The sequence below is a fragment of the Streptomyces sp. NPDC089799 genome (assembly GCF_040684755.1).
Classification (GTDB): Bacteria; Actinomycetota; Actinomycetes; order Streptomycetales; family Streptomycetaceae; genus Streptomyces.
In genome coordinates this window covers 87,016-102,273 of record NZ_JBFBGR010000015.1, presented here as the reverse complement: position 1 = coordinate 102,273, position 15,258 = coordinate 87,016, and the positions used below count along the sequence as shown (strand labels likewise).

The 15,258-nt window shown below is 72.1% G+C and carries 13 protein-coding genes and 1 tRNA gene; 10 read left to right on the top strand and 4 right to left on the bottom strand.

Translation table 11 applies throughout. The features are described from left to right. Positions 1-83 precede the first annotated feature (83 nt). On the top strand, positions 84-410 hold the full coding sequence (locus tag AB0O36_RS18695) for a plasmid stabilization protein (protein ID WP_365111254.1): 327 nt from the start codon (positions 84-86) through the stop codon (positions 408-410). 212 nt (positions 411-622) lie between these two features. Here AB0O36_RS18695 and AB0O36_RS18690 read toward each other — a convergent pair whose 3' ends face one another. Together AB0O36_RS18690 and AB0O36_RS18685 are read right to left on the bottom strand one after the other, a co-directional pair. Next, a complete protein-coding gene (locus tag AB0O36_RS18690) occupies positions 623-1,606 on the bottom strand; it encodes an XdhC family protein (protein ID WP_365111251.1) in 984 nt (327 codons plus the stop codon). Positions 1,607-1,860: 254 nt separating this feature from the next. Next, positions 1,861-3,513 carry an ATP-binding cassette domain-containing protein gene (locus tag AB0O36_RS18685; RefSeq protein WP_365111249.1) on the bottom strand — a complete coding sequence of 551 codons (1,653 nt, stop codon included), beginning with the start codon at positions 3,511-3,513 and terminating at the stop codon, positions 1,861-1,863. 229 nt (positions 3,514-3,742) lie between these two features. On the opposite strand from AB0O36_RS18685, the gene AB0O36_RS18680 reads away from it, so the two are divergent. Then, positions 3,743-4,495, top strand: coding sequence for a hypothetical protein (locus AB0O36_RS18680; protein WP_365111246.1), 753 nt, complete (start codon positions 3,743-3,745; stop codon positions 4,493-4,495). Next, the gene (locus tag AB0O36_RS18675; protein WP_365111243.1) at positions 4,492-4,797 is read left to right on the top strand and encodes a hypothetical protein; all 306 of its coding nucleotides are present in this window, start codon (positions 4,492-4,494) and stop codon (positions 4,795-4,797) included. The genes AB0O36_RS18680 and AB0O36_RS18675 overlap by 4 nt, the downstream gene beginning before the upstream one ends. Before the next feature lie 40 nt (positions 4,798-4,837). Here the strand turns inward: AB0O36_RS18675 and AB0O36_RS18670 are convergent, their stop codons facing one another. Further along, positions 4,838-5,494 (bottom strand): hypothetical protein, encoded by a 657-nt coding sequence (locus AB0O36_RS18670; RefSeq protein ID WP_365111240.1) that lies wholly within the window; start codon positions 5,492-5,494, stop codon positions 4,838-4,840. A gap of 241 nt (positions 5,495-5,735) precedes the next feature. Beyond that, positions 5,736-5,807 (bottom strand) — tRNA-Arg (locus tag AB0O36_RS18665). Between the two features lie 103 nt (positions 5,808-5,910). On the opposite strand from AB0O36_RS18665, the gene AB0O36_RS18660 reads away from it, so the two are divergent. From AB0O36_RS18660 to rho, 7 genes are all read left to right on the top strand, one after another. After that, on the top strand, positions 5,911-6,360 hold the full coding sequence (locus tag AB0O36_RS18660) for a response regulator (RefSeq protein ID WP_365111238.1): 450 nt from the start codon (positions 5,911-5,913) through the stop codon (positions 6,358-6,360). A gap of 77 nt (positions 6,361-6,437) precedes the next feature. Further along, on the top strand, positions 6,438-7,421 hold the full coding sequence (gene nrtL / locus AB0O36_RS18655) for an ArgS-related anticodon-binding protein NrtL (RefSeq protein ID WP_365111235.1): 984 nt from the start codon (positions 6,438-6,440) through the stop codon (positions 7,419-7,421). A 28-nt stretch (positions 7,422-7,449) separates the two neighbouring features. Next, complete coding sequence (gene lysA, locus AB0O36_RS18650) at positions 7,450-8,841, top strand: diaminopimelate decarboxylase (RefSeq protein ID WP_365111233.1); 1,392 nt, start codon at positions 7,450-7,452, stop codon at positions 8,839-8,841. A 180-nt stretch (positions 8,842-9,021) separates the two neighbouring features. Continuing rightward, complete coding sequence (locus tag AB0O36_RS18645) at positions 9,022-10,320, top strand: homoserine dehydrogenase (RefSeq protein ID WP_365111437.1); 1,299 nt, start codon at positions 9,022-9,024, stop codon at positions 10,318-10,320. A gap of 7 nt (positions 10,321-10,327) precedes the next feature. Further along, positions 10,328-11,398 carry a threonine synthase gene (gene thrC / locus AB0O36_RS18640; protein ID WP_365111230.1) on the top strand — a complete coding sequence of 357 codons (1,071 nt, stop codon included), beginning with the start codon at positions 10,328-10,330 and terminating at the stop codon, positions 11,396-11,398. A 450-nt stretch (positions 11,399-11,848) separates the two neighbouring features. Beyond that, positions 11,849-12,778 (top strand): homoserine kinase, encoded by a 930-nt coding sequence (gene thrB, locus AB0O36_RS18635; RefSeq protein ID WP_365111227.1) that lies wholly within the window; start codon positions 11,849-11,851, stop codon positions 12,776-12,778. Between the two features lie 430 nt (positions 12,779-13,208). Then, positions 13,209-15,254, top strand: coding sequence for a transcription termination factor Rho (gene rho, locus AB0O36_RS18630; protein ID WP_365111225.1), 2,046 nt, complete (start codon positions 13,209-13,211; stop codon positions 15,252-15,254). The last annotated feature ends 4 nt before the right edge of the window (positions 15,255-15,258 follow it).

The window sequence follows — 15,258 nt, the reverse complement described above, 5'->3', positions numbered from 1 at the left end:
GGTGCGAATTCCCCGGTCCGTCCGGGGTAGGCGCGGCGCACAGCACGAGTGCGCAATCGAACGGCGAAAGGCAGGAGTGCGCCATGCCCCGCGGATCGTCCCCCAAGCGGGAACGCCAGTACGAACACATCAAGGAGAGCGCCCTGGAGCGCGGCGAGTCCACGGACCGGGCGGAGGAGATCGCGGCCCGCACGGTGAACAAGGAACGCGCCCGCGCCGGCGAGTCGAAGACGGCGAGCAGGCAGTCGCTGGAGGACATGTCCTCCTCCCGCCGCGGCGGCCTGCGCTCACACGAGGGCGCACAGGGCCCGACGTACGACCAGCTCTACGCCGAGGCGCAGCGCCGCAACATCCACGGCCGCTCGGACATGAACAAGGCGGAGCTGAAGAAGGCCCTGGGCAGCAGCTGATTCGGGCGACGGGCGCCGGGCGCCGGGCGCGGGCGGTCGGGCGCCGACCGTCCGGTCCGACGGCTGCCGGCCCCCGCTGCCGGCCCACCGCCGGGCGCCGACCGTCAGGTCCGGCAGCCCGCCGGCCCGCTGCCTGGCGCCGGCCCGCTGCCCGGCGCCGGCCCGCCGACCCTGACGACCGACGGCGGCGGCGCCCGGCAGCGCCCTTCGCATCAGCTGGAGATCGGGCCCTTCATGTCCCGCATGGCCCCGCCCCCGCGGCCGCCCAGTACGCCGAGGATCTCCGCGCATACGGCCAGCGCCGTCTCCGCGGGAGTGCGGGCGCCCAGGTCCAGGCCGATCGGCCCGTGCACCCGGGCCAGGTCGGCCTCGGCCACCCCGGCCGCGAGCAGCGCCTCGGTCCTGCGCGCCTGGGTCCTCCGCGAGCCGAGGGCACCCACGTACGGGATGCGCTCCGCGAGCGCGTGGCGCAACACCGGCACGTCGAACGTGTCGTCGTGGGTCAGCACCACCAGGCACGCCGCGTCCCGGTGCGCGGCCAGCACCTTCTCGCCCTCGGCGGCGTCGGCGACCTCCACCGCCTCCCACTCCAGCAGCCGGGCCTGCCGTGCGATCAGCTTGGCGAGCTCGCCGCCACCGCAGATCACCACGTGCGGGGCCGAGGGGAACGCCTCGACGAGCAGCAGCCCGGCCTCGCCGTAGAGCGCGTCCCGGCCCGCCCGCCGGGTGGCCAGCAGCTCCGCCGCGCGCCGCTCGGCGTCGGTCGCGGGCGCGTCCACCGCCCGTACGACCGTGCTCTCGGCCCGGTCGGCCGCCTCGTTCAGCCGGGTCACCAGTGCCACCCCGGCGCCGTCCGCGAGCAGATCCCACCACTCGGCCGGTACGCCGGCCAGCGGCTGCAGCAGCACCTCGGCGCCGCCGCCGCAGGTCAGCCCGGCCTCCTCGGCCTCGCCCCGGCGCACGGACACCTCGCACACCCGCGCGGTGACCCCGGCCGGCACGGCGGCCGCCTCGGCGGCCAGCTCGGCGTCGAACACGCCCCGGTACAGGGATCCCGCGCACTCACCGCGCGTGTCGATGAGCAGCGCCCCGGAGGGATCCCGCGGACCGAACCCCTGCTCGGTCACCGGGCGCGCCAGAAACGCCGACCGCCCCTCGGAGATCCACCGCCGTGCCGTCTCCACCAGCTCCCGCATGCCCCGGTACCTCCTCGTCCGAACCACCCGCGCCGCGAAGTGCCAGGTCAACGGCACCGAGCAGCCTTCCCCAAAATCCTAGGCACCGCACTTCCCCCCGAAACAAGCGTCGAAAAGCCCCGTAACCCCTTCCCCGCCCTCGTGCGAACCACCGGGACGGACCGGTGCCGCCCCACCGCCCCGTGGGTCCGTCCCCGCTTCCGTTCCCCGGCTCCGGGGCCGCATGCGCACCCGGCGGGCACGCCCCGGCCTGGTCAGCAAGCCCCGACCGACTCACGGTCCCCGAACGGCTCACGGTCCCCGGTCGGCACACGGTCCCCGACCGGCTCACGGTCGCCGGCACCGGCCAGTTCCAGCCGCCACCCCGTGAACCCGGACCGGACCTTCCGGTCGTGGCTGACGACGATCAGCGTGCCGGCGTACGGGGCCAGCGCCGCATCCAGGTCCTCCACCACGCCCGGCGCCAGGTGATTGGTGGGCTCGTCGAGCAGCAGCAGGTCGTACGGGCCCCCGGCGACCACCCTCCCCAGCTCCAGCTTGCGCCGCTGTCCCGCGGACAGCTCCCGAACGGGCTTGCCCAGGTCCACCGGGGCCAGCAGTCCCATGCCCACCACTGCTTGACCCACCTCCTCCCCGAACAGCCCTTCCACCGACCGGCCTTCACCCGCCCAGGGGTCGTCCTGCCGGAGCAGCCCGACCCGCCCCGGAGCCCGTACCCGCCCCTGCCCGACCGGCACCAGCCCGGCCAGCACCTGCAACAGGGTGGATTTCCCCGCCCCGTTGGGCCCGGTGACCAGCAACCGCTCACCCGCCGCCAGTCGGAACGAAACGGGCGCCAGCCGCCCGGGCACGGCGAGCCCGTCGACCTCCACCGCACCGGAGGAGGCCCCGCCGGCCGCCCCGAACCGCCCGGTGAACCGCAACGGCTCCGGCGGCGCGGGCACCGGATCCTCGGTGAGCCGCCGCATCCGCTCCTTCGCGTCACGGATCCTGCTCATCGCCCCGTGCGACCGCGAGCGGGCCCGGAAGGCCCCGGCACCGCTGAAAGCGGCCGGCGCCTTCCGCGGGATCTCCGCCAGCCGCACGGTATTGCTCTCGGCGAGCCGCCGTACGCGCCGGACCTCCTCGCCCCACTCCTCGTACTCCCGCTCCCAACGGGCCCGGGCGGCGGCCCGGGCGGCCAGGTACCCCGCATACCCGTTGCCGTGCCGGCGCACGGTCCGCCGGTCCTGGTCCACCTCCAGGACCGCGGTCGTGACCCGGTCCAGGAACATCCGGTCGTGGGTGACGGCGACGAGCGTGCCGGTGCGCCCCACCAGATGCTCCTCCAGCCACCCGACGGCCTCGTCGTCCAGGTCGTTGGTGGGCTCGTCGAGGAGCAGCAGCTCCGGCTCGGCGGCGAGCGCGGCCGCAAGCGCCAGCCTCGACCGCTGCCCGCCGGACAGCGTCCCGAGCGCCCGCCCCCGCTCCAGTGCCTCCCGCTCGCCGAGCCGCCGCAGGAAGACGTCCACCCGCCGGTCGGCATCCCGCCCGCCCCGCACCTCGTACTCGGCGACCAGCCGCTCGTACGCGTCGACCTCGTCCGGCCGGGCCAGATGCAACCCGTCCTCGGCGGCCCGGATCCGCCGCTCCAGCTCCCGCACCCCGGCCAGCGCACGATCGACCGCGTCCCCGACCCGCGCACCGCCGGGCAGCCCGATCGTCTGCGCGAGGTAGCCGACCCCGCCGGGCGCCCGCACCGACACCTCCCCTCCATCGGCCCGCTCCAGCCCCGCCAGCAGCCTCAACAGCGTGGACTTCCCGGCCCCGTTGCCCCCGACCACCCCGACCCGCTCCCCGAACCGCACGGACCAACTGACCCGATCCAGCACGACCCGCCCCCCGTACGCCTTGGTGACCTCACCCATCACGACCTGACTACCGGCAACTGACGCACGCACAGGCAACCCCTCCCTCTCGCTACAACGAGACGTCTCGTCTCGCCTCACTCGCGAAACAGTAAGCCACCCCCGCTCTCCCCGCAAGACGCTCCGTCTCGCGAAATGCGACCGCGCACCCCGACGCACACCCGAGACCCCCATCCCGTCAACTCCGGTCATCCGTCGGGGTCATGTCATGATGGACAGGGATGCGCACATGCATTCGCGTAAACGCGGCCACTGGAGGGGGCTGGGCTGGATGTCCTTCGACGACGAGTGGAGCAGCGCGAAAGCCGCTGCCGCCCGGCAGGGCTCCCCGCAGATGCGGCTCAACCAGGCTCCTGATGCCACCGGCCCCGCCCTGCCGTTCGGCGGCGGCGGGTCGGCCGGCTACTCGGCGAACGCGAGTTCCATCAACGGTAGTTCGCACCTGCTCATGGAGATCGCCGGTCTGCTGTACGAGGGCCGGATGGACGGTGAGAACGCGACGGGCTGCCGAGCACCGCGGGCCCACGCGGACGTCGCCGCGAACGTCGACACCTTCGCCCGGTTCGCGCAGGACCAGTGCAACGACATGGTTGCGCTCCTGCCCGCCTACGAGGGCCGCAAGATACTTCCGGGCGCCGAGGACCCCGACCGCACGTCCATGGGGCCCATGGCCATCCAGGTGAGGCGCGCTGCCGAGGTGCTGGGCTACGACCCCGCCAACCTCACGGACGCCCAGCGTGACCAGGTGGTCGGCGCGATCAAGGATCCCGCCAAGAACATCTTCATCGCGTCCGAGTACCTTGCCCAGCTCAAGGCGGAGAGCGGATTCGCCGACGTGCCGCCGGAGCAGATGACCCGCGCCCAGATGCAGGAGCTCGCCGCGCGCTACAACGGCGGGCCCTACTACGAGAGCGACGCCGCTCAGGCCTACGGACGCGGTTTTGACCGCAGGGTGGACCAGGCGAAGGAGGCTCTGGGGTGAGCGGATCGGCCGGCAGGCTGGGCACAGCCGTATCGGCCGTGACCCTGGTACTGGCGCACCTGGTCACGGGCTACGTCGTCCTCACCGCGTACATGGTCGAGCCGGACGGGCCCTGGGACAGTCAGGCCGTCAGCAATTCCGGCTTCGCCTCCGGCACAGCCCTGGCGGCCGTCGTCGTCACCGGCCTCCTCTCGTGGGTGTGCGTGAAGGCCGAATGGCTCCGCAGCTGGTGGTACGCGATCCCGGCCGCCCTGGCCCTGCTCGCACTCCTGCGCCTGACCGCGCTCGCTCCGGAACTCTGACCGTTTCACCAAGGTGAGACGTCGGGTGACCGGGGGGTGGTCATGAGTGCTCTCGTTGCATGTGGTCGTTGACGACGTCGAGGAGCTCACGGAGCCGGTCGCGGGTAGCCCAGGGGACGTACCGGCCGAGGGAATGCTCGTCGGGGAAGAGCGTGAGCCCGAGCTGGGCCTCGGTGGTGTACGGGACCGCCGGCTCCACGCAGTACGGGTGCTCGTTCAGCACACCGGAGGCGACAGCAGCCGCAAAAGAGGGGTGGCCGCCGTCGTCCAGCTCGGCGGAGAAGCCGTTCAGATGGGGGAAGAGCAGGGAGAGCTCCCACGCAGCCATTGCGAGCTCGTCGTAGGCGGCGGGCTGCTCGCGGTCGAGGATCCGCACCATTTCCGCAAGTGCGTGGAGGTACTCGGCCTGATCCATTCCGTCAGCCGCCCGGGCCAGCTTTTCCTCGAAGGAAGCAGGCAACGGGACCAGGGGGCCCGGCGTGGCGACAACCACCGCGATGAGGTCCAGCATGGCCGCGGCCGTGTAGGGCGGGCAGTTCCAGTCAGCCCGCCACGAATTTCTGACGACGCGGTTGTAGCGACGGATCTCATCGTCGAGGGACGATCCGTCGCGGCCCCCTTCCCGGGCCCGGATGGCCAGGTCGATGAGCCTGGTGGCCGGGCTCTCCAGAAAGACGGCACTCGGGGTTGGCTGCACGGGAACTGACCTCATCAGGCAATCGGCATGGACGTGAGAGGTATCGGTGCGCGGTTCGTCGAACGCACGCCCCGACCCCGGTGGGCTGCCACCCGGACGGTTCACCTTGCAGTCGGAGGGCGGGACCTTGCTCGCCACGCGGTGCTGACACAGCGCCAGTGGCGCACTCTCTGCAGATACGCGAAGACCCCGTCCTCAGCGTTGGCGCTGTGGCGGGGTCTGTCGGGCACTTCCTGCGAAGTGCCCCCGGCAGGATTCGAACCTGCGCACACGGCTCCGGAGGCCGTTGCTCTATCCCCTGAGCTACGGGGGCGTGTCGTTCGCTTCTCGCGGCGACGGGATGAACACTACCAGCTCCGGAGGGGTGATCAGGAACGGGTTTCGGGCAGGAGAGGGGGCCGGGTCGCTCGGACGGGGTGGAAGTGGGCAAAACCCGGACGCGGGGCCCGGCGGCGACCTACTCTCGAGTTGTGCCAGGAGCCTCGGGCCGGGTTCTTGTTGTCGACGACAACAAGGTCATCCGGCAGCTGATCAAGGTCAATCTCGAGCTGGAGGGCTTCGAGGTCGTGACCGCGGCCGATGGTGCCGAGTGTCTGGACGTGGTGCACGAGGTGTGTCCGGACGTCGTGACGCTTGATGTGGTCATGCCCCGGCTGGACGGGTTCGGGACGGCTGCGCGGCTGCGGGCCGATCCGCGGACGCGGGACCTGCCCGTCGCGATCGTGAGCGCCTGTACCCAGCACGAGGTCGAGGTCGGGGTGGAGGCCGGGGTGGACGCCTTCCTCGCCAAGCCCTTCGAGCCGGCCGAGCTGGTGCGGGTCGTACGGCGGCTCGTCGACCGGAAGGGTGTCCGGCTCGGTCGGTAGCCCGCACTCCGATTGCCTTGATTTCACATGGCGAAACCCTTCGCGGTCGGCGGGGGCTTCTCGCCTAGGCTGGTGCCGTGAACCCCGCTGATCTCTCCCGTTCCGTCGTACGCGCCCTGCGCTGCGCCGTTGAGGACGGGGAGCTGGCGGTCGAGGTCCCCGAGCGGGTGGTGGTCGAGCGGACCCGTCCGGGTGGGGTGGGGGAGTACGCCACCCCCGTTGCCTTCAAGGTCGCCAAGGGAGCCGGGGTCAAGCCCGCCGAGGTGGCGGAGGTGCTGGCCCGGAGGCTGGCAGGCGAGGCCGGGATCTCGGACGTCGCCGTCACCGGGGCCGGTTTCCTGAACTTCACCCTGGAGCGGAGCGGTGCCGCCGCCCTCGTGGAGCGGGCGCTCCGTGACGGGCGGTCGTACGGGCGGTCGTACGGGTCCGCCGACACCACCGACCGGGCCGCCGACGTGCCGGCCGGCGCCGGGCCGCGCGAGCGCGCCGTCCTCGGCGCGGTGCTGCGGATCGCCGCAGCCCAGGGTCTCGCCGTCCACGCCCACGGTCATCCCCGTCCCGACGCCGTCGCTCCCGTCGCCCGCCGTGACGGGGACGTCGAAGCCCGCTACGGGGCCGGCGCCGCCCGCTGGGCCATGCTCGCCGTCGGGCCCAGGGAGACGCCGGTCTTCGGCGACCTGCTGCTCGTGCAGGACGAGAGCAACGAGTTCTTCCGGGTGCTCTACGCCCGCTCCCGGTGCGCGGCGCTGACCCGGAACGCCGCCCTGCTCGGGTTCACCGCGGAGCCCGGCGACGTGGACGCCCCCGCCCTCCTCGGCGCCCTCGCCGACCACCCGATGGCCCTCGAAGCCGCCGCCCACCACCGGGAGCCGGACCGGCTCCTGCGGCAGCTCGTCGTGGTCGCCGACGCCCTGCTCGACTTCCAGTACACGGTGCTGCCCGTCGGGGACGAGAAACCCGGGGCCGCCCACCGCGCCCGGCTGGCCCTTGCCGAAGCCGCCGGGACGGTGCTGGCCGGCGGCCTGGCCCTGCTCGGCATCGACGCCCCCGAGCTGATCTAGAGACCAGAGAGTTGTTGGAGAACCAGAGATGAGCCGTTCAGCGCACCCCGCCGGGCCCCGCCACGCCGCCGACGTGCCCGAGGGGCACTACTCCCCGCCGCCGGCCGATCTCAACCTGCTGGACGAGAAGGTCTGGTCCCGTACGGTCGCCCGCGCCGACGACGGCGTCGTCAGCGTCGGCGGCATCGAAGTCACCCGGCTGGCCGAGGAGTTCGGCACCCCCGCCTACTTCCTCGACGAGGAGGACTTCCGGCAGCGCTGCCGCGCGTGGGCGCACGCGTTCGGCAAGGACGCCGACGTGTTCTACGCCGGCAAGGCGTTCCTCTCCAAGGCCGTCGTGCGGTGGCTCAAGGAGGAGGGGCTGAACCTCGACGTGTGTTCCGAGGGCGAGCTCGCGACCGCCCTCGCCGCCGGGATGCCTGCCGACCGCATCGCCTTCCACGGCAACAACAAGTCCGTCCCCGAGATCCGCCGGGCCGTCGCGGCCGGCGTCGGCCGGATCGTGCTCGACAGCTACCAGGAGATCGTCCGGGTCGCGCACGTCGCCGCCGAGCTCGGGGTCCGCCAGCGCGTGCAGATCCGGGTCACCGTCGGCGTCGAGGCGCACACCCACGAGTTCATCGCCACCGCGCACGAGGACCAGAAGTTCGGCATCGCCGTCGCCGACGGATCGGCCGCCGAGGCCGTGCGCCGGGCGCTCGGGCACGACAGCCTGGAGCTGATCGGCGTCCACTCGCACATCGGCTCGCAGATCTTCGACATGGCCGGTTTCGAGGTGTCCGCCAAGCGCGTCGTGCGCCTGCTGGCCGCCGTACGCGACGAGCACGGCATCGAGCTGCCGGAGATCGACCTCGGCGGCGGCCTGGGCATCGCGTACACCTCCGAGGACGACCCGCGCGAGCCCCACGAGATCGCCAAGGCGCTCAAGGAGATCGTCGCCCGCGAGTGCGAGAGCGCCGGGCTGAGCGTGCCCCGCATCTCCGTCGAGCCGGGCCGGGCCATCGTCGGCCCGACCGCGTTCACCCTGTACGAGGTCGGCACGATCAAGCCGCTCGAAGGGCTCCGTACGTACGTCAGCGTCGACGGCGGCATGTCGGACAACATCCGTACCGCCCTCTACGACGCCGAGTACAGCGTGGCGCTGGTCTCCCGGCGCTCCGAGGCCGAGCCGATGCTCTCCCGGGTCGTCGGCAAGCACTGCGAGAGCGGCGACATCGTGGTCAAGGACGCCTTCCTGCCCGCCGACCTCGCGCCCGGCGACCTGATCGCCGTGCCGGCCACCGGGGCGTACTGCCGGTCCATGGCCAGCAACTACAACCACGCGCTCCGCCCGCCGGTCGTCGCCGTCCGCAACGGCGAGGCGCGGGTGATCGTCCGGCGCGAGACGGAGGAAGATCTCCTGCGTCTCGACCTCGGATGACACGCGTTTTTTCCCGGAAGACGTCCCGACCCCCCAAAATGGACGTCTCATGACGTCTCACTCAATGGACCGAGGATGGATTCCGCTGTCCATTGAGTGAGACTGGTTCCACCCCCGGTGTGCAATTCCGCGGACCGGGGCCGATCGAAGTGATCAAAGATCGAAAGGCGTAGGTAAATGATGCGTACGCGTCCGCTGAAGGTGGCGCTGCTGGGCTGTGGAGTGGTCGGCTCAGAGGTGGCGCGCATCATGACGACGCACGCCGACGATCTGGCGGCCCGGATCGGCGCGCCCGTCGAACTCGCCGGCGTGGCCGTGCGCCGTCCTTCCAAGGTCCGTGAGGGCATCGACCCGGCCCTGGTCACCACCGATGCGACCGCCCTGCTCAAACGCGGCGACATCGACGTCGCGATCGAGGTCATCGGCGGCATCGAGCCGGCCCGGACCCTGATCACCACCGCCTTCGAGCACGGCATCGCCGTGGTCTCGGCCAACAAGGCGCTGCTCGCCCAGGACGGCGCCGCGCTGCACGCCGCCGCCGAGCAGGCCGGGCTGGACCTCTACTACGAGGCCGCCGTGGCCGGCGCCATCCCGCTGATCCGCCCGCTGCGCGAATCGCTCGCCGGCGACAAGATCAACCGGGTGATGGGCATCGTCAACGGCACGACCAACTTCATCCTCGACAAGATGGACTCCACCGGCGCCGGCTACCAGGAGGCGCTGGACGAGGCCACCGCCCTCGGTTACGCGGAGGCCGACCCCACCGCCGACGTCGAGGGCTACGACGCCGCTGCGAAGGCCGCGATCCTGGCCGGCATCGCCTTCCACACCCGGGTCCGGCTCGACGACGTCCACCGCGAGGGCATGACCGAGGTCAGCGCGGCCGACTTCGCCTCCGCCAAGCGGATGGGCTGCACCATCAAGCTGCTGGCGATCTGCGAGCGGGCCGCCGACGGCGGGTCCGTCACGGCCCGCGTCCACCCCGCGATGATCCCGCTCAGCCACCCGCTGGCCTCCGTGCGCGAGGCGTACAACGCCGTCTTCGTCGAGGCGGAGGCCGCCGGGCGGCTCATGTTCTACGGCCCGGGCGCGGGCGGCTCGCCGACCGCCTCCGCGGTCCTCGGCGACCTGGTCGCCGTCTGCCGGAACAAGCTCGCCGAGGCAACGGGGCCGGGCGAGTCGGCGTACACCCAGCTGCCGGTCAGCCCGATGGGCGACGTCGTGACGCGGTACCACATCAGCCTCGATGTGGCCGACAAGCCGGGCGTGCTCGCCCAGGTCGCGACCGTCTTCGCCGAGCACGGCGTGTCCATCGACACCGTCCGGCAGCAAGGTCGTCCAGAAATCGACGGTGAGGCGTCCCTCGTCGTCGTCACCCACCGCGCCCCCGACGCCGCCCTTTCCGGGACCGTCGAGGCGCTGCGGAAGCTCGACACCGTCCGCGGTGTCGCCAGCATCATGCGCGTTGAAGGGGAGTAAAGGACCCATGAGCACCAAGCACACCCACCAGTGGCGGGGCATCATCGAGGAGTACCGGGACCGGCTTCCGGTCACGGACACGACCCCCGTGGTGACGCTCCGCGAGGGTGGCACTCCGCTCGTGCCCGCGCAGGTGCTGTCGGAGCGCACGGGCTGCCGGGTCCACCTGAAGGTCGAGGGTGCCAACCCGACCGGCTCCTTCAAGGACCGCGGCATGACCATGGCCATCACCAAGGCCAAGGAGGACGGCGCCAAGGCCGTCATCTGCGCCTCCACCGGCAACACCTCCGCCTCCGCGGCCGCGTACGCGGTGCGCGCCGGGATGGTCTCCGCGGTCCTGGTGCCGCGGGGCAAGATCGCGCTGGGCAAGATGGGCCAGGCCCTGGTCCACGGCGCCAAGATCCTGCAGGTGGACGGCAACTTCGACGACTGCCTCACGCTCGCCCGCCGGCTGTCCGACAACTACCCGGTGGCGCTGGTCAATTCGGTCAACCCGGTGCGCATCGAGGGCCAGAAGACGGCCGCGTTCGAGATCGTGGACGCGCTCGGCGACGCCCCCGACATCCACGTGCTGCCGGTCGGCAACGCGGGCAACATCACCGCGTACTGGAAGGGCTTCAAGGAGTACAAGGCCGACGGCCTGGCCTCCCGTACGCCCCGCGTGTGGGGTTTCCAGGCCTCGGGCTCGGCGCCGATCGTGCGCGGCGAGGTCGTCAAGGAGCCGCACACCATCGCCACCGCCATCCGGATCGGCAACCCGGCCTCCTGGGACTACGCGCTCGCGGCCCGGGACGAGTCGGGCGGCTTCATCGACGAGGTGACGGACCGCCAGATCCTGGCCGCCTACCGGCTGTTGGCCTCCCAGGAGGGTGTCTTCGTGGAGCCCGCCTCGGCCGCCTCGGTCGCCGGTCTGCTCAAGGCCGCCGAGCAGGGTCTGGTCGACCCGGGGCAGACGATCGTCTGCACCGTCACCGGCAACGGCCTGAAGGACCCCGACTGGGCGATCGCCGGCGCTCCGCAGCCGGTCACCGTTCCGGTGGACGCCGAGGCCGCCGCCGTACGCCTCGGCCTGGTCTGACCGGACCGGGTCCGGGCCGCGGCGCCCGGACCTGACCGCACCCGCCGCCGTACGCCGGGTTCCGGAGCACTCCGGAACCCGGCGTACGAGGCCGAAAACCCCCTCGGGACGAGGCCGAAAACCCGCCGGTGCGGGGCCGGAGAACCCGGCGGGGCGGGGCGAAAGCCGCGCAAGAGCGGCCGGTGTGCGCGACACGCATCGTGCGCCTCCTGTGCGCCCTATGTCGCGACAGAACCTTCCTTCGATACGCTGTACTTACATCCGCCACCGCGCACGTGCCCCGTCACGTGTCGAGGTGCTTGCCCCTCGGGAGTTTCGGGGGCCTTCGGGTGTCGTACGTTCTCCAGTACATTCACAGCGGAAGATCCCCGGCAGACCCCGAGCAGATCCCGTGCGAGGGTCCCGCAGCAGTCAGCACAGTCACCACCGTCACAAGGAGTTCATCGAGCGATGGCCGGTCCAGCGTTCCGCGCCGCCGCCGTACGGGTGCGCGTCCCCGCCAGCAGTGCCAACCTCGGCCCCGGGTTCGACGCCCTCGGCCTGGCCCTGGGGCTCTACGACGACGTGGTCGTACGGGTGGCCGACTCCGGCCTCGACATCGACATCGCGGGCGAGGGCGCCGAGACGCTGCCCCGCGACGAGAGCCACCTCCTCGTGCGTTCCATGCGCACCGCCTTCGACCTGCTCGGCGGACAGCCGCGCGGCCTGGAGGTGCGCTGCGCCAACCGCATTCCGCACGGCCGCGGCCTGGGGTCCTCCTCCGCGGCCATCTGCGCCGGCATCGTCGCCGCCCGCGCCGTGACCATAGGCGGTGAGGCCCGGCTCGACGACGCGGCGCTGCTGGAGCTCGCCACCGAGATCGAGGGCCACCCCGACAACGTCGCCGCCTGCCTGCTCGGCGGCTTCACCCTGGCCTGGATGGACGGCGGCAGCGCCAAGGCCATCAGGATGGATCCCGCGGATTCCATCGTTCCGGTGGTCTTCGTGCCGTCGAAGCCGGTCCTGACCGAGACCGCGCGCGGCCTGCTGCCGCGCTCCGTCCCGCACGTGGACGCCGCCGTCAACGCGGGCCGTGCGGCCCTGCTCGTGGAGGCCCTGACCCGGCGCCCCGAGCTGCTGCTGCCCGCCACCGAGGACCGGCTGCACCAGGAGTACCGGTCCCCCGCCATGCCGGAGAGCGTGGCACTGGTGAACCGGCTGCGGGCGGACGGGGTGCCCGCGGTCATCTCCGGCGCGGGCCCCACGGTCCTCGCGCTGGTCGACAACGGTGCGGCCGACAAGGTCGCGCAGCTCGCGGGCGAGGGATGGGCGGCCAACCGGCTCGCCCTCGACGCCGCGGGCGCGAGCGTCCTTCCCCTGGGGACCCAGGGCGGGCAGTGACGGCCCGCCCGGGGCGGGCGGCCGGGCAGGCCGCCCGCACCCGGGGAGACAGGCGCGATTGCCGGTGATTGAGAGGGGGAATGTCTGTTGGATCCGGTAGTGTTACTCTCAAGTGCGCATCCGAAGCCGCCAGGGCTCGGTGCTCAGTGTCCCCATCAGGGACCACCTTTCTTCCGGGAGCCTCCCCAACTGCTTTGATTCCTGCCAGGCAGTTTCGAGCACGCTCCGGAATCGGCGTGACACATTCCCACGCTTCCAGCTGGGGGGCTTCTCGCCGGAACCCACGCACGTATCTCTCCGCCGTATCGATGTCCGGCGGACCACCGCCTCGACTTCGGGCCACGATCAACAAGATCACGACCCGTGGTCGGACAGCACAACCGGTCGCCGAGCCAGACAGGCCGACGTCCGCTCCAGGGAAGGACCCTTCGTGAGCGACACCACCGATCTGATGGGCGCTGCCGACACCACTGTCGACACCAGTGCTCCCGCTGCGGGCACCGCCCCCAAGCGTCGCCGCTCCGGCACCGGCCTTGAGGGCATGGTCCTGGCCGAGCTGCAGCAGGTCGCTTCCGGCCTCGGGATCAGGGGCACCGCGCGCATGCGCAAGAGCCAGCTGATCGAGGTCATCAAGGAGGCGCAGGCCGGCGGCACCACCGCCAAGGCCGCGGACTCCGGCGCCACCGCCGAGGCCAAGCCGAAGCGCCGCGCCACCAGCAAGGCCCGTACGGGCGAGGCCGCCGCCGAGGCGCCGGCCGCCCAGCAGCAGATCGACATCCCGGGCCAGCCGGCCTCCGCCGACCAGCCGGCCGGCGAGCGTCGCCGCCGCCGGGCCACCGCGCCCGCCGGTGCTCCCGAGACCACGGCCCCGGCCGCCGCCACCACCGTCGTGGCCCCGGCCGCCGAGGCCAAGGCCGAGGCGCCCGCCGCGCAGCCCGAGGCCAAGGCCGACGCCAAGGCCGAGGCTGCCACCGCCGTCTCCGACCGGGACGGCGAGGGCCGCGGCCGCCGTGACCGCCGCGACCGCCAGCGCGACCGCCGTGACCGCGGCGCCAAGGGCGAGGAGCAGGCCCAGGCCGGCCAGGCCCAGGGCGGCGAGCGCCAGGGCGGCGAGCGCCAGGGCCGTCCGGACCGCCAGGAGCGGCAGGACCGCCAGGACCGCCAGCAGCAGGGCAGCCGCGGCCAGGGCCAGAGCCAGCCGCAGCGGGACAACGGTCCGCAGGACGACTTCGACGAGGACGGCAACCGCCGTGGCCGTCGCGGCCGCTACCGCGACCGCCGTGGCCGTCGCGGCCGCGACGAGTTCGGTGCCGGCGAGCCCACCGTGGCCGAGGACGACGTGCTGATCCCCGTCGCGGGCATCCTCGACATCCTCGACAACTACGCGTTCATCCGGACCTCCGGCTACCTGCCCGGCCCGAACGACGTCTACGTCTCCCTCGCCCAGGTCCGCAAGAGCGGTCTGCGCAAGGGTGACCACGTCACCGGTGCCGTGCGCCAGCCGAAGGAAGGCGAGCGCCGCGAGAAGTTCAACGCGCTGGTGCGCCTGGACTCGGTCAACGGCATGGCGCCGGAGTCCGGCCGGGGCCGCCCCGAGTTCAACAAGCTCACCCCGCTGTACCCGCAGGACCGGCTCCGCCTGGAGACCGACCCGGGTGTGCTGACGACCCGCATCATCGACCTCGTCTCGCCCATCGGCAAGGGCCAGCGCGGTCTGATCGTGGCCCCGCCGAAGACCGGCAAGACCATGATCATGCAGGCGATCGCCAATGCGATCACGCACAACAACCCCGAGTGCCACCTGATGGTCGTCCTGGTCGACGAGCGTCCGGAAGAGGTCACCGACATGCAGCGGTCGGTCAAGGGCGAGGTCATCTCCTCGACCTTCGACCGCCCGGCCGAGGACCACACCACCGTCGCCGAGCTGGCCATCGAGCGCGCCAAGCGCCTCGTCGAGCTGGGTCACGACGTGGTCGTCCTGCTGGACTCCATCACCCGTCTGGGCCGCGCGTACAACCTCGCGGCGCCCGCCTCCGGCCGCATCCTGTCCGGTGGTGTCGACTCGACCGCGCTGTACCCGCCGAAGCGCTTCTTCGGTGCCGCGCGCAACATCGAGGACGGCGGCTCGCTGACCATCCTGGCCACCGCGCTGGTCGAGACCGGCTCGCGCATGGACGAGGTGATCTTCGAGGAGTTCAAGGGCACCGGCAACATGGAGCTCAAGCTCGACCGGAAGCTCGCCGACAAGCGCATCTTCCCGGCCGTCGACGTCGACCCGTCGGGCACCCGCAAGGAGGAGATCCTCCTCAACAGCGAGGAGCTCAGCATCGTCTGGAAGCTGCGCCGGGTGCTGCACGCGCTCGACTCGCAGCAGGCGATCGAGCTGCTGCTGGACAAGATGAAGCAGACGAAGTCGAACGCCGAGTTCCTGATGCAGATCGCCAAGACGACCCCCTCGGCCGTCAACAACGACTGACCTC